Annotated in this window: 24 protein-coding genes; 12 read left to right on the top strand and 12 right to left on the bottom strand. The window is 74.8% G+C overall.

Going from position 1 to position 23,056, the window contains the following annotated elements; all coding sequences use genetic code 11:
• Positions 1 to 24: 24 nt before the first annotated feature.
• From SM450_RS21910 to SM450_RS21860, 11 genes are read right to left on the bottom strand one after another with little or no spacing between them, the layout of a single operon-like run.
• Entirely contained in the window at positions 25 to 1,389 is a 1,365-nt protein-coding gene (locus SM450_RS21910) for an MmgE/PrpD family protein (RefSeq protein ID WP_474621624.1), read from the bottom strand.
• Positions 1,386 to 2,321: an LLM class flavin-dependent oxidoreductase gene (locus SM450_RS21905; RefSeq protein ID WP_474621623.1), complete on the bottom strand. Its 936-nt coding sequence runs from the start codon at positions 2,319 to 2,321 to the stop codon at positions 1,386 to 1,388. Before SM450_RS21905 ends, SM450_RS21910 begins: the two co-directional genes overlap by 4 nt.
• Positions 2,318 to 2,920 (bottom strand): hypothetical protein, encoded by a 603-nt coding sequence (locus SM450_RS21900; RefSeq protein ID WP_474621622.1) that lies wholly within the window; start codon positions 2,918 to 2,920, stop codon positions 2,318 to 2,320. Before SM450_RS21900 ends, SM450_RS21905 begins: the two co-directional genes overlap by 4 nt.
• Positions 2,917 to 3,270 carry an EthD domain-containing protein gene (locus SM450_RS21895; protein ID WP_474621621.1) on the bottom strand — a complete coding sequence of 118 codons (354 nt, stop codon included), beginning with the start codon at positions 3,268 to 3,270 and terminating at the stop codon, positions 2,917 to 2,919. Before SM450_RS21895 ends, SM450_RS21900 begins: the two co-directional genes overlap by 4 nt.
• Positions 3,267 to 3,788 carry a hypothetical protein gene (locus tag SM450_RS21890; RefSeq protein ID WP_474621620.1) on the bottom strand — a complete coding sequence of 174 codons (522 nt, stop codon included), beginning with the start codon at positions 3,786 to 3,788 and terminating at the stop codon, positions 3,267 to 3,269. The genes SM450_RS21895 and SM450_RS21890 overlap by 4 nt, the downstream gene beginning before the upstream one ends.
• Positions 3,788 to 4,666, bottom strand: coding sequence for a DUF3891 family protein (locus SM450_RS21885; protein ID WP_474621619.1), 879 nt, complete (start codon positions 4,664 to 4,666; stop codon positions 3,788 to 3,790). Before SM450_RS21885 ends, SM450_RS21890 begins: the two co-directional genes overlap by 1 nt.
• Positions 4,663 to 5,982, bottom strand: coding sequence for an MmgE/PrpD family protein (locus SM450_RS21880; protein WP_474621618.1), 1,320 nt, complete (start codon positions 5,980 to 5,982; stop codon positions 4,663 to 4,665). The genes SM450_RS21885 and SM450_RS21880 overlap by 4 nt, the downstream gene beginning before the upstream one ends.
• Positions 5,979 to 7,376: an MmgE/PrpD family protein gene (locus SM450_RS21875; protein ID WP_474621617.1), complete on the bottom strand. Its 1,398-nt coding sequence runs from the start codon at positions 7,374 to 7,376 to the stop codon at positions 5,979 to 5,981. Before SM450_RS21875 ends, SM450_RS21880 begins: the two co-directional genes overlap by 4 nt.
• Positions 7,373 to 8,218: a cyclase family protein gene (locus tag SM450_RS21870; RefSeq protein ID WP_474621616.1), complete on the bottom strand. Its 846-nt coding sequence runs from the start codon at positions 8,216 to 8,218 to the stop codon at positions 7,373 to 7,375. Before SM450_RS21870 ends, SM450_RS21875 begins: the two co-directional genes overlap by 4 nt.
• The gene (locus tag SM450_RS21865) at positions 8,215 to 9,057 is read right to left on the bottom strand and encodes an HpcH/HpaI aldolase/citrate lyase family protein (protein ID WP_474621615.1); all 843 of its coding nucleotides are present in this window, start codon (positions 9,055 to 9,057) and stop codon (positions 8,215 to 8,217) included. The genes SM450_RS21870 and SM450_RS21865 overlap by 4 nt, the downstream gene beginning before the upstream one ends.
• Positions 9,054 to 9,830, bottom strand: coding sequence for an IclR family transcriptional regulator (locus tag SM450_RS21860; protein ID WP_474621614.1), 777 nt, complete (start codon positions 9,828 to 9,830; stop codon positions 9,054 to 9,056). The genes SM450_RS21865 and SM450_RS21860 overlap by 4 nt, the downstream gene beginning before the upstream one ends.
• 204 nt (positions 9,831 to 10,034) lie before the next feature.
• Here SM450_RS21860 and SM450_RS21855 point away from each other — a divergent pair, with 204 nt between their 5' ends.
• From SM450_RS21855 to SM450_RS21810, 10 genes are read left to right on the top strand one after another with little or no spacing between them, the layout of a single operon-like run.
• Entirely contained in the window at positions 10,035 to 11,282 is a 1,248-nt protein-coding gene (locus SM450_RS21855; RefSeq protein WP_474621613.1) for an ABC transporter substrate-binding protein, read from the top strand.
• Entirely contained in the window at positions 11,279 to 12,307 is a 1,029-nt protein-coding gene (locus SM450_RS21850) for a branched-chain amino acid ABC transporter permease (RefSeq protein WP_474621612.1), read from the top strand. Before SM450_RS21855 ends, SM450_RS21850 begins: the two co-directional genes overlap by 4 nt.
• Positions 12,304 to 13,353, top strand: coding sequence for a branched-chain amino acid ABC transporter permease (locus SM450_RS21845; protein WP_474621611.1), 1,050 nt, complete (start codon positions 12,304 to 12,306; stop codon positions 13,351 to 13,353). The genes SM450_RS21850 and SM450_RS21845 overlap by 4 nt, the downstream gene beginning before the upstream one ends.
• Positions 13,350 to 14,081: an ABC transporter ATP-binding protein gene (locus SM450_RS21840; protein ID WP_474621610.1), complete on the top strand. Its 732-nt coding sequence runs from the start codon at positions 13,350 to 13,352 to the stop codon at positions 14,079 to 14,081. Before SM450_RS21845 ends, SM450_RS21840 begins: the two co-directional genes overlap by 4 nt.
• Positions 14,068 to 14,769 (top strand): ABC transporter ATP-binding protein, encoded by a 702-nt coding sequence (locus SM450_RS21835; RefSeq protein ID WP_281588226.1) that lies wholly within the window; start codon positions 14,068 to 14,070, stop codon positions 14,767 to 14,769. Before SM450_RS21840 ends, SM450_RS21835 begins: the two co-directional genes overlap by 14 nt.
• A 1-nt stretch (position 14,770) precedes the next feature.
• Positions 14,771 to 16,105 (top strand): MmgE/PrpD family protein, encoded by a 1,335-nt coding sequence (locus SM450_RS21830; RefSeq protein WP_474621609.1) that lies wholly within the window; start codon positions 14,771 to 14,773, stop codon positions 16,103 to 16,105.
• A 9-nt stretch (positions 16,106 to 16,114) separates the two neighbouring features.
• Positions 16,115 to 16,756 (top strand): aspartate/glutamate racemase family protein, encoded by a 642-nt coding sequence (locus tag SM450_RS21825; RefSeq protein ID WP_474621608.1) that lies wholly within the window; start codon positions 16,115 to 16,117, stop codon positions 16,754 to 16,756.
• The gene (locus SM450_RS21820; protein WP_474621607.1) at positions 16,753 to 18,159 is read left to right on the top strand and encodes an FAD-dependent oxidoreductase; all 1,407 of its coding nucleotides are present in this window, start codon (positions 16,753 to 16,755) and stop codon (positions 18,157 to 18,159) included. The genes SM450_RS21825 and SM450_RS21820 overlap by 4 nt, the downstream gene beginning before the upstream one ends.
• Positions 18,156 to 19,625, top strand: a complete 1,470-nt coding sequence (locus tag SM450_RS21815; protein WP_474621606.1) for a dihydroorotase — start codon at positions 18,156 to 18,158, stop codon at positions 19,623 to 19,625. Before SM450_RS21820 ends, SM450_RS21815 begins: the two co-directional genes overlap by 4 nt.
• Positions 19,626 to 19,627: 2 nt before the next feature.
• Entirely contained in the window at positions 19,628 to 20,833 is a 1,206-nt protein-coding gene (locus tag SM450_RS21810; RefSeq protein WP_474621605.1) for a CaiB/BaiF CoA transferase family protein, read from the top strand.
• On the opposite strand, the gene SM450_RS21805 is transcribed toward SM450_RS21810, so the two are convergent.
• Positions 20,830 to 21,441 (bottom strand): phosphatase PAP2 family protein, encoded by a 612-nt coding sequence (locus SM450_RS21805; protein ID WP_474621604.1) that lies wholly within the window; start codon positions 21,439 to 21,441, stop codon positions 20,830 to 20,832. The two genes, SM450_RS21810 and SM450_RS21805, sit on opposite strands and share 4 nt — an antisense overlap.
• Here SM450_RS21805 and SM450_RS21800 point away from each other — a divergent pair, their 5' ends adjacent.
• Positions 21,442 to 21,726 carry a hypothetical protein gene (locus tag SM450_RS21800; protein ID WP_474621603.1) on the top strand — a complete coding sequence of 95 codons (285 nt, stop codon included), beginning with the start codon at positions 21,442 to 21,444 and terminating at the stop codon, positions 21,724 to 21,726.
• A gap of 130 nt (positions 21,727 to 21,856) precedes the next feature.
• Entirely contained in the window at positions 21,857 to 23,053 is a 1,197-nt protein-coding gene (locus tag SM450_RS21795) for a S8 family peptidase (RefSeq protein WP_474621602.1), read from the top strand.
• The last annotated feature ends 3 nt before the right edge of the window (positions 23,054 to 23,056 follow it).

Here is a 23,056-nt window from a genome sequence, read left to right as displayed (position 1 = left end):
CGGCACCGACAGGAAGGCAGGGGGTCAGGGGCAGAACCTGCCGACGACCTCGGCGGCCACCCGGGTCAGGGTGTCGCCGGCGGCCGTGTCGTCGAGGAGCCCGGCGACCACCGCGTCGGCGGTCGCCGGGGTGAGCACGTCCTCGGCGTTGCGGCGGAACTTGGTGACCACCTCGTCGACGGTGAGCGGGTCACTCGGATTGCCGCGGGCGTTGCGTACGGTGGCCGACGCCGTGCCGCCGTCCCGCCACCCGACCGTGACCGTCGCCGGACGCTCGTGCGGCAGGGCGGCGGTGAACGTCGGCTCCTCGCGCAGCCGGACCAGCGCGGCGAGCGTGCCGACCTCGGGGCGGGCCAGCCGGTCGGGCAGGAAGCCGGCCGCCGCCAGCTCGCCGTCGAGGGCCAGGGTGGCCAGGCTGACCGGCACCGAGAACCGCGCGTGCAGGTCCGAGGAGACCTCGGCGGCGGACAGCGACGCGGCGAAGGCGAACGTGTCGACCTCGATCGAGGCCAGGCCGCCGCGGTCGCGTACCGGGTCCGGCACGCCCGCGACGGCGGCGCGGAACGCGTCCAGAGCCGGGTGCACCCAGCGTGCGCAGGCGTAGGGCTTGAGGTAGCTGTCGACGAGTCGCCACCTGCTGCCCAGGCCCGAGGTCAGCTCCGCGGCGGACAGGTCGGTGCAGACCAGGCCGTCGAGCAGGTCCCCGAGCAGGGCGGCCGACGCGGTGGCGCCGTCGCCCGCGCGACGGGCGGCGGCGGCGCCGTGCCAGGCGCCCAGCCCGGTCCACAGGTTGCGGACGGTGCCGCCGCGCATCGGCACGGCCAGAGTCGCGGCCATCGGCGCCGAGCCGGCCAGCTCGACGGCGGTGGCGGTGGCGGCCGGGGGAAGACCGTCGAGCAGCGCGGTGGCGACCGCCGCGGCGATCGGGCCGTGGATGCCGTGCGGGTGCAGTCCGGGCCGGAGGGTGGTGCCGACGCCGAACCGCATGCCGATCTCGTTGGCGATCAGGAAGATCTCGACGAGCCGCCGGTCGTCGACCCCGTTCCCGGCGGCGTGCAGCAGCACGGGCAGCGAGTGCGGCGCGGGGTGCGCCGTCGCCACCGGCGGCAGCCGGTGGCCCTGCGGATGGAAGGACCCGCCGGAGTCGGCGTCCAGCCAGGTCGCGGCCGTGCCGAGGGTGAGCAGCCGGCCGAACGGGAGGTCGGTGGCGACCGACGGGCGCAGCGCGTCGCCGAGCGCCCGCACGGCCGGGTAGCGCAGGCCACCAAGCAGCGCCCCGAGCGTGTCGAGCAGCAGCGCGCGGGTGAAGCGGACGACCTCGCCCGGAACGTCGTCGACCCGGGCGTGGTGGGCGAACGCGGCGATCCGCGCGGTGTCGATCCCGGTCATCGTCCGTCCCCCGTCATCCCGTCGCGGACCGCCCGGCCCAGGTCGTCGAGCCGCTCCAGCACCCCGTCGAGCGCGCCGGCCAGCACCACGCCGTCGACGCCTGCCGCGCGGAACGCGGCGAACCGGTCCGCGACCGCGTGCCGATCCCCGGTCACCACGAAACGGTCGCGGACGAACCGGTCCGCCCCGGCCGGCACCGTGCCGCCGGCACGGGCGTCGGCGGTGCCGTGCCGCCGGTAGTCGTGCGCCTCGGCGACGGCGGCGACGCCGGGGCGCATCGCGTCCGGCACGTCGAACCAGTCCGGCGCCTGCGCCAGCCGGGCCGCGCACGACCCGAGCACCGGCGCGGCGGCGGCCTCGGCGTCGGTGTCGCCGCCGGTCACCACCGCGCGGACGAACATCCAGACCGGCACGTCCGCCCGCGCCGAACGGGCCAGCGCCACCGCCCTGCCGACGATCGCCGGGTCCGCGCCCGCGTCGACGAGCACGCCGCCGAGCCGGGCGGCGGTGGCCGCGATCGTGCGCGGCCCGGACGCGGCGCCGAGGAGCAGCGCCGACGCCGGCGTCAGCTCGCGCAGCGTGTCGAGCGCCGACTCGTACGCGCGCAGCGACGGCGGCGTCAGCCCCTCGTTGCGGACCGAACTCTCGCCCCGACCGACCACGGTGAGCAGCCGGCCGGGATGATGCGCGTCCAGGGTACGTACCGCGCCGGCCACCGTGGCCGGGTGCCGCAGCCCGAGGCTGAGCACGCACGGCCCGGCGAGGCGGGCCGGGGTGGCGGCGAGCACCCGCTCGGTCTCCACCAGGCAGTCGGGGAACAGCCGCGGGCTGTCGGCCAGGGCGACACCGTCGAGCCCCGCCGCGAGCGCGGCGCCGGCCAGGTCGACCGGGTCGGCCTCGCCGGCGGGCCGGGCCACGTTCAGCACGATCATCGCAGCGCCTCGACGAGTCCGGCGACGTCCTGGCCGGCCGGCACGCGGTCGGGAAGCCCGTCGGACACCACCGACAGGGTGTGGGCCAGCCCGCCGGGCATGCCTGTGATGCCCGCGTCCCAGGCGCGCAGGGCGAGCCAGGCGGCGGCCGGGTCGTGCCCGGGCACGACCCCGGGCGGACCGATCACCATCAGGCTCGCCGCGAGGTCCAGCAGCGCCGGCAGGTCGCGTGCCGGCACCCCGGCCAGCCGCGCCGCGCAGACGGTGGCGGCCAGCACGCCGGTGCTCACCGGCACGGCGGGCGCCGACCACCCGACCGCGGCGGCCAGCCCGGCGTCGACGGCGGCCGACAGCTCCGCCACCGTCCGCCGCCGCGCCCCGCCGACCGCGAGACCGGCGAGCGTCGGCCCGACCGCCGGCCCGAGCGCCGCGCACCGCTCGCCGTTCCACCGCAACGCGACGTACGTCTCCGCCCGGGTGCCGGCGCCGATCAGCGGGAACTCCCCGTCCGGGACGCCGACCCGCGCCGCCCACGCGGCCAGGGAGCCCTCCGGCGGCGGTAGCGCGGCGAACCCGGCCAGCACGGTGGCGGCGGTCATCCCCGAGTCACCTCGGTGCTGTCGGTGACCAGGTAGAACACGAACTTCGTGCGGCCGGCCGGGCCGCGCTCCGCCGGCAGCGGGTGCTCCTCGAACCAGCGCAGGTAGTTCGCGTACGCCTCCTCGTCGGCGTAGTGCATCTCGGCGATCCGATAGAACGAGAGGCCCTCCGGCACGTGCGCCGTGCCGCCGGAGGCCTGCCGCACCGGGCGCAGCACCTTGTTGAAGACGATCCGGTCGAGGTGGGGGTTGGCCAGCAGGTCCGGCGCGTGCACCTCGAAGAGCCAGCGCTCGTACTCCTGCGGGCTGACGCCCTCCTCGATCTCGTAACCGAGGATGGTCTTGATCATGCGGTTCCTCTCCTCACCGTCCACAGATGGGACTCGGCGCCCACGCCGAACCCCTCCAACCGCACCCGCGCCGGCTCGATCCGCACCCCGGCCAGTTCGGCGGCCACCTCGTCGTCGGTCCGCACGGGTGCCCTGGTGCATCCGGCCGCCCGCTGCCGGGCCACCTCCCGCCGGTAGACCGCGAGCGTCCACTCCGGGGGCATCGCCGACGCCGTCCCGCGTACGGCCACCGCGCGGGGCGGCAGCCGGCCGATGTCGAAGACGTGCGGACGTTCGTTCGTCGCACCGGGCGCGGGTGCGCCGACCCAGGAGACGAGCGTGTGCGGGTCCCGCCGCCACTGGTCGAGCCGCCGGTGGCCGGCGCGCTGCACCAGGCTGACCGACCAGTCCGGTTCGAGGAACGCGGTCATCGTGCGGCCCACCGGGAAGCCGTCCGGGTCGATCGTGGTCACCTGCGCGAAACCGGCCTCGCCGAACACGAAGGCGTACGCGGCGGCGCGGGCGGTGGCGAGGTCCATCAGCTGCTCCACGGCGCGAGGCGCCAGGTCGTCACGGTGGCCGGCGTCCGGCCGACCCGGGCGGCGAGTTCGGCGTGCGTGTACGCCCGGTCCGGCACGACCACGCCGCACACGTCGACGGTCACGCCGGCGCGGCGGAACGGGTACGGGTCCAGCCGGAGCACGCCCGGCTCCCGGACCCCCACGGTGATCCGCTCGGTCGGGCCGAACGGGTTCGTGCGCACCGGCGGCAGCAGCGCGTCCTCGGCCGGATGGTCGAGGGCGGCCAGTTGCGGACCCCAGGGCCGGGCCGGACCCGGCTCGGCGGTCGGCTGCGGCGGCATCACGCACAGGTAGAGCGAGAGCAGGTCCCACAGCTGCAACAGCTCGTAGTTGTGCCAGAGCCGGGTCTCGAACGCGGCCCGGGGCTCGTTCGCCGCCCAGGCCAGCCGCTTCGCCGCGATCCACCGCCGCTCCTCGGCGTCGACCGCCGCGTCCTGCGCGGCCCGGCCGTCGGCGCCGAGGTCCAGCCGGCCCCGGGCGCCCGGCGTCGACCACCGGCCCCGGTAGAGGCCGGTCCAGTGCATCCCGACCAGGACGCCCGCGTACACGTCGCCGAGCGCCACCCGTTCGACGCCCTGGCGGTAGAGCCGCACGTGTTCGGCCGCGTCGATCTCCAGGAAGTGCAGCGGCCGGCGGTCCAGCTCGTGGAAGAGCACCCGGGCGTCCCGCGCCCGCCAGCCCTCGTCGTGCCGGGTGGCCGCGGTGCGCACCGGCGGGCCCGGCGTCGGCGGCTCGAACCTGTCGTTGCCCCACACGGCCGCCAGCTCCCCGGCGACCCGGCCGTGTTCGACCTGCTCGACCAGGCGCAGCGCGCCGTCGCGCCGGGTGACGATCATGTGGCCGCCGCCCGCAGCGCGGCGCCGAGCGACCGGGCGTCGCCGCCCGCGGCCAGCCCGTCGACCGCGGCGAGCACGGCGTCGGCGTGCCCGGGGAAGCGGTGGTCGAGCAGCCGCCGGGCCTTGGCCCGCGAGGCGTCCCGGTCGAAGGCCCGCGCGCCGTCGCCGCGCGGCAGGTCGGCGGCGCCGGTCAGCTCGCTGCCGTCGGCGCGGACGACCCGGACCCGGGCCGGGCGGCCGGCCGGGTAGCCGGCGTCCAGCTCCGGGTCGTGCCGCACCTCGACCCGCGCCGCCAGCTCACGTACGGACGCCGAGGAGACCGTCGCCGTGGTCAGCGTGGTCTCGTCGAGCGCGCCGGTGAGCAGCGCGACCGCGACCGAGGTGGGCACACTGAACCGGGCGGCCAGCTCGCTGCCGGCGACCGTGTCGAACCGGGCCGCGTGCGCGAACGTGCGCACCTCGACGCGGGCCACGTCCGCGAGCGGGCCGGTCGTGGCCACGATGTCCGCCACCGCGTCGTTGACGCCGTGCAGGTGGGCGCAGGTGGGGTGCGCCTTGGTGTAGCCGGCCAGCACCTCGTGGCCGTGGTCCGGCCCGGCGGCCGACCAGTCGCGGGCGGCGACCGCCGCGAGGTGCCGCTCCAGCGCGCCGGGCAGCGGTTCCAGGCCGGCCACGGCAGCCGCGCCGAGACTGGCGCCCAGCTGCACCGACGCGCCCAGGAACGCGTGCCCGCCGGTACGCCCCGCGAAGACTGTCGCCGCGTCGCTGAGCAGCACGGCGGAGCCGGCCAGCTCGACGGCCCGCCGCGCGGCGGCGGCGTCGCCGGGCGCCAGCAGCCGGGCCACCCCGGCGGCGGCGCCGACCTGACCCCAGGTGCCGATGTCGTGTACGCCGTCCGGCGTGCCGCCCATCGCCCGGCCGACCCGGACCCCGGTCTCGTAGCCGGCCAGCACCGACGACAGCAGCTCCGCGCCGGTCAGGTCCCGGTCCTCGGCGAGCGCCAGCACCGCCGGCACCACGTGCGACGCCGGATGCCCGCGGGCCGGGCGGTGCCCGTCCTGCAACTGGTCCGCCGCGATCGCGCTGCCGTTGAGGAACTGGGCGTCGGCGGCGGGCCGGCCGTGCGGCGAACCCACCACCGTCGACGCGCCCGAGCCCGTGGACCCGGCGGCCAGCGCCCGCAGCTCGGCCCGCCCGCTGCCGAGCGCGGCGACCGCGACCGTGTCCGCGACCAGGTCGACGACCCGGTCCCGGACGGCTGCGGGCGCGGACGCCCAGTCGGTGGCCGCGGCGGTCGCGGCGAGCCGCTCGATCATCCCCGGACCCGGGCCATCAGGCCGGCCACGTCCGGGGCGGCGGCCAGGTCGAGCACCGCCGCGGCGATGTCCTCCCGGTCGGGCACGCGGGCGGCGTTCGACGTGAACTTGGCGGCCAGCTCGGCCGAGCTGAGCGGGTTCTCCGGCCCGCCACGGTTGACGTCGACACGCGCCTCGTGCCGGGTGCCGTCGCGCAGCACGACCCGCAGGACAGCCGGGAACTGGTTCGGGAAGATCTCGTCGCAGCGGGTGTCCGCCACGCACCGCACCTTCGCCGCCAGCGCCAGCCGCGCCTCGTCGGCCGCCGCCGCGTCGGTGAAGTCGTCGTGGCCCAGGCCCAGCCCACCGCCGCCGAGCAACGCCGCCGCGACCGTGTACGGGCCGCTGAACGCCGCGTGGTAGCCGGACTCCGGCCGGGCCTTGTCCGACGCCGGCTCGGCGATGGTGCGCAGCACCGGCGACGGCACGCCCAACTCGATCGACTCGATCGCCGCCGGGTCGACGCCCCGGGCGCGCAGGGCCAGCGCCGCGTCGACGCCGGCGTGCGTGAAGTGGTTGCACGGGTACGGCTTGAAAAAGATCCCCGGCAGCTCCCAGTGCGTGCCGAGCCGGTCGACCACCGCGTCGACGTCGGCCCGTTCGCCGCAGAACGCGTGCAGGAAACCGAACCGCCCCTCGACCACCGTCGGCGGCCCGGTCAGCCCGTGCCGGGCCAGCTCGGCGGCCACCACGCCGGAGTGCGCGGCCCAGCCGCAGTGCACCCGCTTCACGGTGCCGCCGGTCCGGTTCGCCTCCAGCAGGCCGGCGCCCATGCTCGCGGCGATCCCGGCCGCGTGGGCGATGCCCCCGGCGTCCGCGCCGCCGACCATCGCGGCGGCCACGGCCGCGCCGACCGCGCCGCAGATCGAGGTCGCGTGCTGGCCGCGCTCGAAGAACTCGGAGTTGCCGAGCGCGCGGTCGTAGCCACCCATGCCGAGCCGGACCGCGACCTCGATGCCCATCCCGGCCGCGTCGAGCAGCGCGGCGCCGGATGCGCCGCGCGCCTCGGCCACCGCCAGCGCCGCCGGCACCACGGGCGAGGAGGGGTGCAGGACCGACGGCAGGTGGGTGTCGTCGAAGTCGAGCGAGTGCGCGAGCGTGCCGTTGACAAGCGCCGCGTTCGCGGCCGGGACGCGCAGCCCGGTGCCGATCGCGACCGCCTCCGGCGTGCCGCCGGCGTCCCGGACGTACGCGGTGACCGCCCGCGCGGGCGGCAGGCCGGTGGCGGCGAGACTGTTGCCGATCAGGTCGAGCACCCGGCGGGCCACGTCCTGCCGCAGCTCGTCGGGGAGCCCGTCGCGTCGCACGTCGTCGGCGACCGCCGCGAACCGCTGGACCACGGTCGGCGCACTCACGGGGTCACCGCCGCGAGGGGGCGGATCGGTGAGCCGGTGCCACCGACGATGCGCAGCGGCGCCATCACGAAGACGAACGCGGTGAGCCCGTCGTCGGCGGCGTGCTCCAGGTTGAGGTGTTCGAGGATGTAGATGCCGGCGTCGACGAGCAGCACCCGGTGCACGGGCAGCACGCTGTGCCCGACCCCCGGCCTGATCTGCTCGTATGCCGTGGTGTCCGAGCCGGTGGCGGCCACCCGCCGCGCGGCCAGCCACCCGGCGGCGTCGGTGGTGACGCCCGGCACGCCGGTGGCCTGCCCGAGATAGGTCGGCGCGTCGTCGAAGTGCCGCGCCCAGCCGGTGCGCACGAGCGCGACGTCGCCGGGGCCGGGCTCGACCCCGGCCCGTTCGGCGGCGGCGGTCAGGTCGGCCGCGGTCACGCCGTAGCCGGCGGGCAGCACGTCGACCCCGTGCGCGGCGGCCACGTCGAGCAGCACCCCGCGGGTGAACAACGCGGGGGTGTGCTCGGCGCCGAGCGCGGTGAACCGGCCGCCGGTCTGCGCCGCGAGGGCGTCCACGTCGCCGTGCATCAGGCCGTCCTGGCTGACGTGGGAGAGCGCGTCGACGTGGGTGCCGACGTGCCCGCCGGTCACGATCATCTCGTTCGCCGCCGAGCCGCCGTCCGGGCGGACCATGTCGCCGTGCCGGCGGATCAGGCTCATCTGGAAACCGGGGTGGTTCGGCGAGCACGGCATGCCCGTGAAGTGCGGGTGTCCCAGCTCGACGAGCCGTACCCCCGCGGTCACCGCGGCGAGTAGGGCGTCGTCCGTTCGCGCCGGGCGGGCCTGCGGCTCGATGGTCAACTCGTTCCTCCTGGTGGTGGTTCGGACGGTTCGGTCAGGTCGAGGACGAGCCGGGCCCGGCGCACCACCGCGGGATCGACGAACCGGCCGTCGGCGTCGAGCACGGCCACCTCGCCGGCTTCCTGGGCGCGGGCGGCGGCGGACACGACCGCCCGCGCGGCCGTCACCTCGGCGGTGGTCGGTGTGAAGACCTCGTGCACGACCGGGATCTGGCGGGGGTGGACCACCGAGCGGCCGACGAAGCCGGCGGTCCGGGCCCGTTCGGTGCTGGCGCGCAGGCCGTCGAGGTCGGCGACGTCGGTGTAGACGCTCTGCACGGGGGAGGGGAGCCCGGCGGCCCGGGCGGCGACCACCACCCAACCGCGCGCCCAGGCCAACCCGTCGTCGCCGCTCACCCGCAGGTCGGCCGAGAGGTCGGCCTCGCCCAGCCCGAGTCCGGCGACCAGGGGGTGCGCGGTGGCCAGCTCGGTGGCCCGGGCCAGCCCGGCGGCGCTTTCCAGGAGGAGTTGCAGCGGCAGGCCCGCGCGGGTGGCGGCCTGGCGGATCACGTCCGGGTCCTCGCAGCGCGGCACCCGCAGGCCGGCCAGGCCGAGCCCGGCCAGCGCGTCGATGTCGGCCTCGCCCCAGGGGCCGGCCGGGTCGTTCACGCGTACCCACACCTGCCGGTCGTGGGTGCCCTGGGCGGCCAGGCGCAGCGCGGTCTCCCGGGCCGCCGACTTCGCCGCCGGAGGCACCGCGTCCTCCAGGTCGACGACCACCGCGTCGGCGCCGGCGGCGAGCGCCTTCGCCACCCGGTCGGCGCGGTGGCCGGGCACGTAGAGCCAGGATCGTGGGGTCACTTGGGCAGCCCGCCGGACCAGCCCAGCGCCCGGGAGACGCGGTCGCCGGCCTCCCGTACCAGTGGGCCGTAGCGTTCCCGGGCGGTCGCGTCGACCCGGTGCGCCGGGCCGCAGACCGAGACGGCGCCGACGACCGCGCCGTCGATGCCGAAGACCGGCGCGGCGACGGAACCGGCGCCCTCCTGCCGTTCGCCGTCGGAGTGGGCGACCCCGTTCTCGCGGATCTCGCCAAGCCGGGTGCGGAGCAGGTCGCGGTCGGTCACGGTGCGGCTGGTCAGCGACGGCAGGTCGGCGGCGAGCGCGGCCTCCCGCTCGGTGTCGGGCAGGAAGGCCAGGATGCAGGTGCTGGAGCTGCCGGCGTGCAGGGGGAAACGGCGGCCCACCTCGACCGTCATCTTGATTTCCCGGGTGGACTCGACCTGGTCGAGGTAGACCCGGCCGTCGTGCACCCGGGCCGACACGGTAGTCGTCTCGCCGGTGGTGAGTTGCAGCTCGCGCAGCACGGGCATCGCGACGGTGCGTAGCTGCGACTCGCGCAGGGCGCGGGCGCCGAGGGCGGCAGCCGCCGGGCCGAGTTGGTAGCCGCGGCTCGCGGGATCGCTCACCAGCAGCCGGCGTTCGACGAGTGTCTGCAGGATCCGGTGCACGACCGCCTTGGACAGGTCGAGGCTGCGCGCGATCGCGGTGACGCCGAGGAAGTCCGGCCCGTCGGTGAACAGGAGGAGGACGTCGGCCACGCGGCTCGCCGTCTCGGTGCCCTGACTCTCTGCCACGTATTCATCTCCCAGTGCGCTGTTTCCGCCAGCGGAACACGATTCCAACACTGACTGAGCCGGTGGTCAACCCCCAAAAGCGCCTCCACGCTGGGATTAAGAGGATTCTCCGGTGAGCCCTTGACCAGGTAGACAGGCAGTGCCAGCATCATGCCCCATGCGATGTTCCGTGCGGCGGAACACGGTCACCCCAGGAGCTGACGTATGAGGAAGACCTGGACCCTGAACCTCGCCCTGACCCTGCCGCTGGCCCTCGCCGCCTGCGGCGGGTCGGGACCCGCCGGCACGAGCAACGGTGGCGACGCGCAGTCGGGCGACACGATCAAGATCGGTTCCCTGCACCCCCTCAGCGGCGCGTCCGCGGCCGACGGGCAGCAGATGGACAACGGCGCCAAGCTGGCCGTGGAAGCCATCAACAACGCCGGCGGCATCAAGTCGCAGGGCGGCAAGAAGCTGGAGCTGGTGAGCGCCGACACCCAGGGCAAGCCGGAGGTCGGCCAGAGCGAGGCGCAGCGCCTCATCTCCGACGGCGTGGTCGGCCTGGTCGGCACCTACCAGAGCGCGGTCACCGCGAACGTGTCCACGGTGGCCGAACGCAACAAGGTGCCGCTGGTGATCGACGTGTCGAGCGCGGACTCGATCCTTGCCCAGGGCTACAAGTTCACGTTCCGGGTGCAGCCCAGCTCCACCGTGCTCGGCACCGCCGGAGCGCAGTTCCTCGACCAGGTGGCCAAGGCGGGCGACCAGCCGGTCAAGACCGTGGCGGTGCTGCACGAGCAGGGCCCGTTCGGCACCGCCGTACGGGACGCCTTCAAGGCCGAGGCGGAGAAGGCCGGCATCAAGGTCGGCCCGGCGATCGGCTACGACGCCGCGAACGTCTCCGACCTGACCACCCAGGTCACCCAGGTCAAGGCCAGCGGCGCCGACGTGCTGATGGTGGCCGGCTACTACCGCGACGGCGTGCTGGCGGCCAAGGCCGTCGCCACCGTGAAGCCGCCGGCCCTCAACGCGGTCTACGGCGTCGCCAACGGCGCGTTCGACCTCCCGCAGTTCCCCAAGGAGGCGGGCGCCGCGGCCGAGGGCTTCTTCGACGCGAACTACCACGCCGACATGACGAACGCCGACATGCAGGCGCTGGCCAAGCTCTACCAGGAGCGCCACAACGACGAGATCCGCACCGGCGCGGTGCTCGCGTACGACTCGGTCAAGGTGATCGCCGACGCGCTGGAGCGGTCCGGCGACGCCGAGCCGGCCAAGGTGCGCGACGCGATCGCCGAGGGCTCGGTGCCGACCCTGATCGCCGGCAACGGCCCGATCAAGTTCGGCCCGACCGGGGAGAACGAGAACGCCACCCCGATCCTCATGCAGGTCCAGGGCGGCGCGGTCAAGCAGGTGTTCCCGGCCGACAAGGCGGAGGCCAAGCCCGTCTACCCCGCCTTCAAGAAGCAGTGACGTCCCCAGCCGACCAGGGCCACGTCGCCGCCGCCGGCGACGTGGCGACCCTGGAGCCCGACGAGGTACGCGCACCCACCGGCCGTACCGTGCCGTGGCGGCGGTTGGCGCTGATCGGCGCGCTTGTCGTGCTCGCGGTCGCGCTCGCCTACGTCCGCTCCGGCAGCGGGGTGGTGGTCGTCCAGGCGGTGGCCACCGGCGTCCTGATCGGCGGCGTCTACGGCCTGATCGCGATGGGCCTCACACTGATCTTCGGCGTCCTCGACATCGTCAACTTCGCGCACGGCAGCTTCCTGGCGCTGGCCCTGTTCCTCACCTTCGGGCTGACCCAGGCCGGGCTGCATCCCTATCTCGCGCTGGCGGCGAGCGTGCCGGCGATGTTCCTGCTCGGCGTGCTCGTGCAACGCGGCATCCTGGCCGGCGCGATGGGCAAGCCGTTGGAGAACCAGCTACTGATCACGCTCGGCATCTCGCTGATCGTGGAGAACGCGCTGCTGCTGTTCTTCGGCGCCAACCCGCGCTCGGTGTCGCTTCCCGGCGACCGCGGCGTGCAGATCTTCGGGGCGGTGGCCAACCTGTCCCGGATCCTCGCCTTCGTCGGCGCGCTGGTCCTGGCCGGCCTGCTCTACCTGCTGCTGCAACGCACCCGGCTGGGCACGGCGATCCGCGCGGTGGCCGCCAACGACACCGGCGCGCAACTCGTCGGCATCGACACCCGGGTGATCTACGCGGTCACCTTCGCGCTCGGCACCGCCTGCGCGGGCGCCGCCGGCACGCTCGTCGCGCCGCTTGTCACCATCGAGCCCACCACCGGCGCGCTGTTCAACATCGTGGCCTTCGTGGTGGTCGTGCTCGGCGGCATGGGCAACGTGGTCGGCGCGCTCGTCGGCGGTCTGGTCATCGGGCTGGCCGAGCAGCTCGGCGGCATCTACCTGCCCGGCCAGTCGCCGTTGCTGTCGGTGTTCATCGTCTTCGTGCTCGTGCTCTTCCTGCGCCCGCAGGGAATCTTCGGGAGGTCGGCATGACGACCACCAGCGCCCCGCCGGCGCCGGAGACCGCGGCCGGCAAACCGCTGCCCCGCCTGCCGTGGAACCGGCACCTGCTTGCCATCGCGGTGCTCGCCGTGCTGCTTGTGCCGTTGCCGCTGATCCTCCCGCCGGCGCAGGCGTCGGTCGCGGTACGGGTGCTCATCTTCGCGCTGATGAGCATCGGCTGGAACATGATGAGCGGCTTCGGCGGCATGTTCAGCTTCGGGCACGCGGCCTACTTCGGCATCGGCGCGTACGCAAGCGCCTGGCTCCTGGTCGAACGCCAGGTCTCGCCGTGGATCGGGATGCTCGCCGGCATGGTGCTCGCCGCCGCGTTCGCCACCCTGATCGGCTTCCTCGCGCTGCGCTACAAGCTGCGCGGCGCCTACTTCGCGCTGGCGACCTTCGCGTTCGCCGAGATGCTCCGGCTCTGGGCGACGAACAGCGACTTCGTCAACCGCGCGGTCGGCTACCACGTGCCGTTGCGCCCGGAGTCCTCGTGGTGGTGGCTCCAGTTCGAGCCGAGCTCGCCGAACTACTTCTGGGTCGCGCTCGCGCTCACCGTCGCCGCGCTCGTGGCGAGCGTGTGGTATGTCCGCTCCCGGGCCGGGCAGTTCACCAAGGCGGCCCGCGACGACGAGGACGCGGCGGCGGCGGTCGGCATCCCGGTGATGCGTTACAAGCTGCTGACGATGGCGCTCTCGGCCGCGATCACCGCGGTCGCCGGGGCGTTCTACGTGCAGTACTTCCTGTTCATCGACCCCGACCTGGCGTTCGGGTCGAGCGTGTCGATCCAGGCGATCCTGCCCGCGGTGATCGGCGGCGTGGCGACCATCTGGGGTCCGGTGATCGGCTCGGTGGTGATGGGTCCGCTCAACGACGTGACGGCGACGATGCTGCGCAACCCGCCGCCCGGGCTGGAGTTCCTCCAGGGCCGCAGCGGGCTCGACGTGATCGTCTACGGGGCCCTGCTGATCGTCATCGTGCTGGTCCTGCCGAAGGGCATCTACGGAACGATCCGGCAAAGGTGGTCCCGACGATGACGCTGCTGCGGGTCGACAACATCTCCAAGTCGTTCAAGGGACTGCGCGCGGTCGACGAGGTGAGCTTCGAGGTCGCCGAGGGCAGCATCCTCGGCGTCATCGGGCCCAACGGCGCCGGTAAGACCACCATCTTCAACCTCATCGCGGGCGCGTTGCGGCCGGACTCCGGCCGGGTGCACCTGGGCGGGCGGGAGATCACCGGGCACTCGCCGCACCAGGTGGCCGCCGCCGGCATGACCCGCACGTTCCAACTGATGCGGCCGTTCTACTCGATGACGGTGCTGGAGAACGTCGCCATCGCGGTGCTTGCCGGCGGGGCCGCCAAGCGGACCGCCCGGACCGCCGCCGCCGAGCTGATCGAGCGGGTCGGCCTCGGCCGGTGGCGGGACGCGCCCACCGAGGGCCTGCCCACCGCCGCACTCAAACGGCTGGAGCTGGCCCGGGCCGTGGCCAGCCGGCCCCGCGTGCTGCTGCTGGACGAGGTGCTGGCCGGGCTGGTGCCCGCGGAGCGGGCGCCGGTGATGGAGCTGCTGGAACAACTGCGCACCGCCGACGGCGTGACGCTCGTCTTCGTCGAGCACATCATGGCCGCCGTCATGCGGCTGTCGGACTCGGTGCTCGTGCTCGACCTGGGCCGGGTGCTCACCACAGGCGCGCCGGAGGAGGTGACCCGCGACCCGCGGGTCATCGAGGCATACCTCGGGGAGGACCCGCATGCTCACGCTTGAGGGGCTCAGCGCCGGCTACCACGGCCTGCAGATCCTGCACCAGCTCGACCTGCGGGTCGCCGAGGGCGAGATCGTGGCGATCGTCGGCGCCAACGGCGCCGGCAAGACCACCACGCTGAAGGCGATCTCCGGGCTGATCAGGCCGACCGCGGGGACGATCACCTTCGACGGCCGGCGGGCCGACGGCGTACGACCGAGCGAGCTTGTCGGTCGCGGCCTGCTGCACGTGGCGGAGGGGCGGGCGCTGTTCGGGCCGCTCAGCGTCGAGGAGAACCTGCGGATGGGCGGCTGGACCCGGGGGCGCAAGCCGCTCGACGAGCCGCTGCGCGAGGTCTACGACCTGTTCCCGATCCTCGCCGAGCGGCGCGCCCAGGCCGCCGAGACGCTCAGCGGCGGGCAGCAGCAGATGCTCGCCATCGGCCGGGCGTTGATGGCCGGCCCGCGACTGCTGCTGCTCGACGAGCCGTCCACCGGCCTGTCGCCGAAGTTGACCTGGACCGTGCTCGACGCGATCCGGGCGATCCGCGACCGGGGCGTCTCGGTGCTGCTGGTCGAGCAGAACGCCGCGCACGCGCTCAACCTGGCCGACCGGGCGTACGTGCTGGAGAGCGGCAGCCTGGTCCTCGACGGCCCGGGGCCGGAGCTGGCCCGCGACGACCGGGTCCGCGCGGCGTACCTGGGGCTCTGACGTGACCTCCACCGTGGCGGCCGTGACCCGGCTCGGCGCCTGGACCGCCGGGCTGCGCTGGGCCGAGGTCCCGGACGTCGTCCGCGACCGGCTCGGTCTGGTGCTGCTCGACTCGCTCGGCGTGACGGTGGTCGGCGCCCGGCAGGCCGAACAGCGGGCGCTGGCCGCCGCCTGGCGGCCCGGGCCCGGGCCCGCGCCGCTGGCCGGTGGCGGCGCGACCACCACAGTGGAGGCCGCCGCCTGGCTCAACGCGACGGCGATGGCCCGGCTCGAACTCGACGAGGGACACAAGTACGCCAAGGGCCATCCGGCGGCGCACGGCCTGCCCGCGGTGCTCGCGCTCGCCGCCGACCTCGGCGCGTCCGGTCCGGAGACGATGACGGCGCTGCTCGCGGCCTACGAGGTGGCGGCCCGGTTCGGTCGGGCCACCACCCTGCGGCCTGGGCTGCACCCGCACGGCAGTTGGGGCGTCGCCGGCGCGGCGGCCGGCTGCGCGCGACTGCTCGGGCTGTCGGGCGAGGGCGTCGCGGCGGCGGTCGACGCGGGCGCCGGCCTGCCGGTGGCCGGACACTTCGCCAGCGCGCTCGACGGCAACCCCGTCCGGGACGCCTGGCTGGGCGCCGCGAACCTCTCCGGGTTGGCGGCGGCGCGGATGGCCGCCGCCGGCGTCGCCCGCAACACCGGCACGCCCGCGGTGTCGCTCGGCGAGGTGCTCGGCCGGTTCGACCCGGCGCCGCTGACCGACGGGCTCGGCACGCGCTGGGAGGTCCGACTCGGCTATTTCAAGCGGCACGCGTCGTGCTCGTTCACCCACCCGGCCGCCGACGCGGCCCTGCTGATGCGCGCCGACGGCCTGACCCTCGACACGGTCGAGGAGATCCTCGTCGAAACGCACTCGCTCGCCGGCGGACTGGGGCGGACGACCTGGGACAGCCGGCTGGCCGCGCTCTTCTCGACGCCGTTCGTGGTGGCCGCCGCGCTTGTGCACGGCGCCGTCGACCCGGCGGTCTCCGCCGAGGGCCGGCGCGACGACCCACGGGTACGCGAACTGGCCGCCAAGGTGGTGCTTCGCGTGGCCCCGGACCTCGACGCCCGGCTGCCCGACGAGCGCGCGGCCCGGGTGACCGTGCGCCACGCCGACGCGCCGCCCCGGGTGGTCGAGGTGCCCAACCCGGTCGGCGACGCGGCCCACCGTCCGATGGCCGAGGGCGACGTGCTCGCGTTGCTCGGCCGCCTGCTCGACGCCGACGCCGTCCGGACCGTGCACGAGGTCGCCGCCGGCCTGGCCGACAGCGCCGACGTCGGGCCCGACCTGCGCCGGCTCGCCGAGATCTAGGAGAAGACCGTGCGGATCTACGCCGTGACCCCGATCCACGTCGACGCCGAGGAACTGGCCCGCCGGCAGGCGCGCTACGCCGCGCTCGCGCCGCCCGGCGTCGAGGTCGTGCTGCACGACCTCGGGCCGGACGCGCCGCGCGCCCTGGACACCGACGCGCAGGTACGCCGCAGCGAGGACCTTGTCGTCGCCGCGTTGCGCGGCGCGCCGGCCGGGTTCGACGCGCTGCTGCCGGACTGCGTCCTCGACCCCGGCGTCGCGGACCTCGCCGGCACCCTGCCGGTGCCGGTCCTCGGGCTGCTCCGGCTCAGCCTCGGCTGGGCGGTGCTGACCGGACGGCGGTGCGCGGCGGTGGCCCGCAACCGGGCGATCGCCGACGAGATGGTGGCCCGGGCCCGGGTCTACGGCTGGTCGGCCGACCTGCTCGGCGTCGAGGTGTTGGACCTGGACGTGCACGCGATCGCCGACCCCTCCCGCTGGGCGGACGCGCTGGGCGGGGTCGTCGGGACGATGGCCGCGGACGGCGCGCGTACGGTGATCAACGGCTGCTCGGCGGTGGACGTGCCGGCCGGCGTCACCCTGCCGGCCCGGGTGGTGGATCCGACCGCGCTGGCGCTGCGGCTGATCGCCGCGGCGGAGGTGACCCCGTGACCGGGCCGACCGGGCCCGATCTCGTGGTCGCCGGCGCCGGCGGCGGCCTGGTGGCCGCCCTGCGCGCCGCGCAACTCGGCCTCGACGTGCTTGTGGTGGAGGCCAGCGAGCACTTCCGCCGGGGCAACAACACCTCGATGTCGACCGCGATGATTCCGGGCGCCGGCTCCCGGTGGCAGCGGGCGGCCGGCATCGACGACTCGGCCGAGCGGTTCGCCGCGGACGTCGCCGGCAAGACCAAGGGGCAGGGTGACAAGCGGCTCGCCCTCGCGCTCGGCGCGGTGAGCGCAGAGCTGGTCGAGTGGCTGACCGACCACGTCGGGCTGGAGCTGTCCCTGGTCACCGACTTCCACTACCCGGGCCACTCGGTCGACCGCTGCCACACCGTCGAGGGCCGGCACGGCACCGTCCTGCTCGACCACCTGGTCCAGCGGGTGAGTCGGGCCGGCATCGACCTGTTGGTGCCGGCCCGCCTGGTCGACGTGCTCGTGGACGACGACGGGGTGTCCGCCGCCGTGGTCGAGCGGCCGGACGGCACCCGGGAGGAGATCCCGACCCGGGCGGTGCTGCTGGCCACCAACGGCTACGGCGCCGACCGGACGCTCGTCGCCGAGCACCTGCCGGAGATCGCCCGGGCGGTCTACCACGGCAGCGAGACGTCCCGCGGCGACGCGCTGCGGATCGGGGCCGCGCTCGGCGCGCAGAGCGCCTTCCTCGACGCCTACCAGGGGCACGCCGCGCTCTCGGCCGGCGCCGCGACGCTCGTCGGCTGGGCGACCGTGATGCACGGCGGCTTCCTGCTTGACGCCACCGGCCGGCGGTTCGGCGACGAGACCACCGGCTACTCCGAGTACGCCGCCGCGCTCGCGGCCCGCCCGGACGCGACCGGCTGGCTGGTGCTCGACCGCCGGATCCACGACGCCTGCCTGGCGTTCACCGACTTCCGGCAGAGCGTGGAGTCGGGCGCGCTGCGGGAGGCGCCCGACGCCGCCGCCCTGGCATCGGTGACCGGGCTGCCGGCCGAGGCGGTGGACGCGGAACTCGCCGAGACCGCCGCGGTGGCCCGGGGCGAGCGCGCCGACCGGTTCGGCCGCGCCTTCTTCGCGGCCCCGCTGGAACCGCCGTACCTCGTCGCCCGGGTGGTGCCGGCGCTCTTCCACACCCAGGGCGGCCTGGTGGTCGACGAGCACGCCCGGGTGCTGCGCGCGGACGGCGGGCCGATCCCCGGGCTGTACGCCTCGGGCGGCGCCGCCGCCGGCATCTCCGGTCACGGCGCCGCCGGTTACCTCGCCGGCAACGGCCTGTTGCCCGCGCTCGGCCTCGCCTACCTCGCGGCGAACCACGTCGCCGCCAGCGGGCAGTCCCGCACCACGCAAGCCCGAACCACGAAAGGAAGCGCATGAAACCGCTGGAGACCCTGATCAAGAACGTCACCGTGGTACGGCCCGACGCCGGTTCGCCGGACGGCGACCGGCTCGACATCGGCCTCGCCGGCGGCAAGGTGGTGCGGTTGGCGGCCGATATCCCGGCCGACGAGGCGCAGGTCGTGGTGGACGGTCGCGGCCGGTTCGCCTACCCGGGCGCGGTCGACGCGCACCAGCACTGGGGCATCTACAACCCGCTGGCCGAGGACACCGCCACGGAGAGCCGCGCCAGCGCGCAGGGCGGCGTCACCACCGGGCTCACCTACATGCGGACCGGGCAGTACTACCTCAACCGCGGCGGGTCGTACGCGGAGTTCTTCCCGCACGTGCTCGCCGCGTCGGAGGGCCGGTCGTTCGTCGACTACGGTTTTCACCTCGCGCCGATGATGCGGGAGCACATCGACGAGATCCCGTCCATCGTGGAGAACTTCGGCGTCACCTCCTTCAAGATTTTCATGTTCTACGGCAGTCACGGGCTGCACGGGCGCTCCACCGACCAGAGTTCGTTCCTGATGATCCCGCCGGACGAGCGCTACGACCTCGCCCACTTCGAGTTCGTGATGCGCGGCGTGCAGGCGGCGCGGGAGAAGCTGACCGAGGCCGCCCCGCACGTGTCGCTGTCGCTGCACTGCGAGACCGCCGAGATCATGACCGCCTACACCAGGCTCGTCGAGCAGGACGCCTCGCTGTCCGGCCTGGCCGCCTACAGCGCGTCGCGACCGCCGCACTCGGAGGGGCTCGCGGTGTCGATCGCGGCGTTCCTCGCCGACGAGACCGGGTTGCCCAACATCAACCTGCTGCACCTGTCCTCGCGCAAGGCGCTGCGGGCCGCGATGCTGATGGCGAAGACGTTCCCGCATGTCGACTTCCGCCGCGAGGTGACCATCGGGCACCTGCTGGCCGACGTGGACACCGCGCACGGCCTGGGCGGCAAGGTGAACCCGCCGCTGCGCCCGCGGGAGGACGTGGAGGCGCTCTGGGAGTACGTGCTCGACGGCAGCGTCGACTGGGTGGTCAGCGACCACGCGTGCTGCAAGGACGAGATGAAGTTCGGCGACCCGCGCGACGACGTCTTCGCCGCGAAGTCCGGGTTCGGCGGCGCCGAGTACCTGGTGCCCGGCCTGGTTTCCGAGGGGCGCAAGCGGGGGCTGTCGCACCAGCGGATCGCGCAGCTGATCGCGTGGAACCCGGCCCGCCGCTACGGCCTGCCGGGCAAGGGCACCATCGGGGTCGGCTTCGACGCCGACCTGTGCCTGGTGGAGAACGCCAGTTGGACCGTGCACGCGGCCGACTCGGCGTCCACCCAGGAGTACACGCCGTTCGAGGGCTTCGAGATCGGCGCCCGGGTCACCGACACCTGGGTCCGGGGGCGGCGGGTGCTCGACGCCGGCAACGTCGTCGGCACGCCGAGCGGCCGTTACGTCCACCGTCCGTACCAGGGGTGAGCATGTCCGGGGAGAATGAGGGGCCACTTGCCGGCCTGCGGGTGCTCGACGTGTCGACGATCCTGGCCGGCCCACTTGTGGCGCAGGTGCTCGGCGACTTCGGCGCCGAGGTGATCAAGATCGAGCACCCGGGTCGCGGCGACGGCATGCGCGGGCACGGGCTGGCCAAGAACGACCAGCCGCTGTGGTGGAAGATGATCGCCCGCAACAAGCGGACGGTCGGGCTCTATCTCGGTGACCCGGCCGGAGCGGAGATCTTCCGGAAGCTCGCGGCCACCGCCGACGTGGTGATCGAGAACTTCCGGCCCGGCACGCTCGAACGCTGGGGGCTCGGCTACGACGTGCTCTCCGCCGACAACCCGGGGCTGGTCCTGCTGCGGGTCACCGGCTTCGGCCAGTCCGGCCCGTACGCGGCCCGGCCGGCGTTCGGCACGCTCGTCGAGTCGATGAGCGGCTTCGCCCACCTGACCGGCGAGCCGGACGGCCCGCCGACGTTGCCGGCGTTCGGCCTGGCCGACTCGATCGCCGGCATGGCGGGTGCGGCGGCGGTCTCGATGGCGCTGTTCCAGCGGGCGAAGGACGGTCGCGGGCAGGAGATCGACCTCGACCTGCTCAGCCCGATCATGACCGCGGTCGGGCCGGGCGTGATCTACGCCGACCAGCTCGGCATCGACCAGCAGCGCACCGGCAACCGGTCGGCGAACAACGCGCCGCGCAACACCTACCGCACCGCCGACGGGCACTGGGTGGCCATCTCCACGAGCGCCGGCAGCATCGCCCGGCGGGTGCTGACGCTTGTCGGCCACCCCGAGGTGATCGACGAACCCTGGTTCGCCACCGGCCGTGAGCGGGCGCAGCACGCCGACCTGCTCGACGGCTACGTGGGGGAGTGGATCGGGGCGCGGACCCGCGAGGAGGTGATGCGCGAGTTCGCGGAGGCGGGGGCCGCGGTGGGCCCGGTCTACAAGCCGAGCGAGCTGCTCGACGACCCGCAGGTGCGGGCGTTGGACCTGGTGACCACCGTGGACGACCCGGACCTGGGCCCGATCCGGATGCAGAACGCGCTGTGGCGGATGAGTCGCACGCCGGGCCGGATCCGGTTCACCGGGCGGGCGCTCGGCGCCGACACCGACGCGGTGCTCGGCGACGAGCTGGGTCTGTCGGCGGCCGATCTGGCGGCCCTGCGGGAGCGCGGCGTGCTCGGTTAGCTCAGGAGCAGGAACGTCGGCACGGCGATCAGGCCGCCGACGAGCGCGCCGGCCACCACCTGGCCGGTCGTGTGGTCACCCAACCGGACCCGGGACCAGCCCACCAGGGCGACGAGCGCCAGCGCGGGGATCAACGCCGGCCCGAACACGACGACCAGGACGGCAGCCGAACCGGCGACCACCGCGGCGTGGGCGCTGAGCTTCCACACCTGGTTGACCGCGGTGACGACGAGCAGCACGGCGAACATCACCACGACCATGGCGACGAGCGGCGCGGGCGCGCCGGCCACGACGAGCAGGGCGAGGCCGACCAGGACGGAGAGCATGCCGTGGACGAGCGGCATCCGGCGCTGCTCGCGTACCCCGATGTGGTGGTCGGTCAGCCGGCCCCGGCGGACGCCGACCCAGATGACGGCGTACGGGACGACGGAACAGAACAGGATGGCGAGCAGGGCCCAGCCGAGGCCGGACGCGACGGCGGGCGCGGTGCTGTGCAACGCGATGACAAGCGGCATCACGGCCGCGAGGACGGCCGGCGCGCAGATCTCGGTGACGGCCCGGGCCACGCGGGCGGAGGCGGGGGCCGGCTTGTCGACGAGAGCGGGCACGTGACGGGTCTACCCTCCGGACGGCTGCGGCGTGGTGGGCGCGGCGGTGGACGCGGCGCCCGCAATGACCGTAGCGGCCACCGGCGCCGAGATCACGCGGGCGACCTGGGCGAGCCACGTCACCTGGTCGGCGGCGCCGAGGTCGTCGGCGGCCGGGCCCCGGGGCTGCTGCTGGCCCACTTCCCGGCCGCCGTGACGATGCTTGTCTTCGCCGGCCTGGTCGGGGTCTCGGCGGTCACCGCGACGCTGAGCGGCGGCATCAGGTCGATGGACACCGCCGGCTGACCCGGCAGAGGCCGGACGGGCGCGCCAGATACACGTCGAACGGTCAGTACAGACGTACCGGCCGGCCCTTGGCGGGGGTGGGGGAACGTGCTGGACTGAACGGGTGACCACCGTCCCACCGGGAGGTCAGGTGTCCCGTTTCCCGTACCGCCCCGACGTCGTGCTCGCGCCGGCGTGGGTGGCGGAGCGTCCCGAGACGATTGACCGGCTCAACGAGTTGCTGGCCGGGGCGGGCTTCGGTCGTCCGCTGTCCCCGCCGGCCGCCCCTGCGCCCCCTGACGTCGCACTGATCGAGTTGCCCGTCCAGGGTGACCCGGTGGCCGTGGCCAGGGCCAGCCGCTGGCTGGCCGGCCGTTCCGACGGCGTGCCCGAGTTCCTGCCCGACTACGAGTGCACGGCCGCCACAGTGGAGGACGGCGCCCGGTGGGAAGCCAACCTCTACCCCAACTACCGGGCCGGTGGCCGCAAGAGCGGCCACGGCACCGTCGCCTGGCTCCCGGCGCCCGACCACGTGATGCCACCGAAACCCCGACGCCTCCCGGACAGCGGCTTCCCGGCCGGCCGGCCCGTGGTGGCGCTGCTCGACACCGGGGTACGGGAACACGACTGGCTGGTGGAGGCGGACGGCGAGCCGTACTGGGAGGAGGCGGAGGGGTGGACGCCGCCGCGCGCCATTCCGGAGATCGCCGGTCAGGACGGTCGCGGCGACGAGAGCGACGAGGTGGATTTCGGCAGCCACTGGGGGCACGGCACGTTCCTCACCGGACTGGTGCGGCTGGAAGCGCCCGACGCGAAGATCCTCTCGGTACGGGTGATGAGCGACGCCGGTCGGGTCAGCGACCTGAACGCGGCACATGCGTTGAACTGGCTGGCCGACCGGGCCGGCGACGGCCGTCGGCTCGACGTGGTGCTTACCGCGTTCGGCCGTCCCGGGTCGGACGGGGACGAGGAGCTGAGACCGGTCCGGAAAGCACTGGAGCGCCTGGCGGAGCTCGGCGTGCGGGTGGTCGCCTCGGCCGGCAACGGCGGCACCGACGATCCGGTCTATCCGGCGGCGTTCGCGGCCGACCCGACGCTCTCGGTGACAAGCGTCGGGGCCCGCTCGTCGGCGACCGTGCGGGCGCCCTACAGCAATCACGGGGTGTGGGTGAGCCGGTGGCACGAGGGTACCCACGCGGTGAGCACCATGCCGTTGGCCACGACCCCCGCCGCGCTGCGGGGCGCGTACGCCTACTGGAGCGGCACGTCGTTCGCGGCGGCGAGGTACGCGGGCCGGCTCGCCCACCGGCTGACGCCGGCGTCCGTGCCCGTGCGGCTGCCGGAGTGACGG

It is taken from the genome of Micromonospora marincola (assembly GCF_056150385.1).
This window is presented reverse-complemented; position numbering and strand designations above follow the sequence as displayed.

Excerpts from the sequence above, each read along its gene's own strand:
- SM450_RS21890 (WP_474621620.1), bottom strand. The coding sequence starts at position 3,788 with ATGGACCTCGCCACCGCCCGCGCCGCCGCGTACGCCTTCGTGTTCGGC.
- SM450_RS21840 (WP_474621610.1), top strand. The coding sequence starts at position 13,350 with ATGACGCTGCTGCGGGTCGACAACATCTCCAAGTCGTTCAAGGGACTG.
- SM450_RS21905 (WP_474621623.1), bottom strand. The coding sequence starts at position 2,321 with ATGATCGTGCTGAACGTGGCCCGGCCCGCCGGCGAGGCCGACCCGGTC.
- SM450_RS21880 (WP_474621618.1), bottom strand. The coding sequence starts at position 5,982 with ATGATCGAGCGGCTCGCCGCGACCGCCGCGGCCACCGACTGGGCGTCC.
- SM450_RS21895 (WP_474621621.1), bottom strand. The coding sequence starts at position 3,270 with ATGATCAAGACCATCCTCGGTTACGAGATCGAGGAGGGCGTCAGCCCG.
- SM450_RS21900 (WP_474621622.1), bottom strand. The coding sequence starts at position 2,920 with ATGACCGCCGCCACCGTGCTGGCCGGGTTCGCCGCGCTACCGCCGCCG.
- SM450_RS21810 (WP_474621605.1), top strand. The coding sequence starts at position 19,628 with ATGTCCGGGGAGAATGAGGGGCCACTTGCCGGCCTGCGGGTGCTCGAC.
- SM450_RS21910 (WP_474621624.1), bottom strand. The coding sequence starts at position 1,389 with ATGACCGGGATCGACACCGCGCGGATCGCCGCGTTCGCCCACCACGCC.
- SM450_RS21855 (WP_474621613.1), top strand. The coding sequence starts at position 10,035 with ATGAGGAAGACCTGGACCCTGAACCTCGCCCTGACCCTGCCGCTGGCC.
- SM450_RS21815 (WP_474621606.1), top strand. The coding sequence starts at position 18,156 with ATGAAACCGCTGGAGACCCTGATCAAGAACGTCACCGTGGTACGGCCC.
- SM450_RS21845 (WP_474621611.1), top strand. The coding sequence starts at position 12,304 with ATGACGACCACCAGCGCCCCGCCGGCGCCGGAGACCGCGGCCGGCAAA.
- SM450_RS21885 (WP_474621619.1), bottom strand. The coding sequence starts at position 4,666 with ATGATCGTCACCCGGCGCGACGGCGCGCTGCGCCTGGTCGAGCAGGTC.
- SM450_RS21835 (WP_281588226.1), top strand. The coding sequence starts at position 14,068 with ATGCTCACGCTTGAGGGGCTCAGCGCCGGCTACCACGGCCTGCAGATC.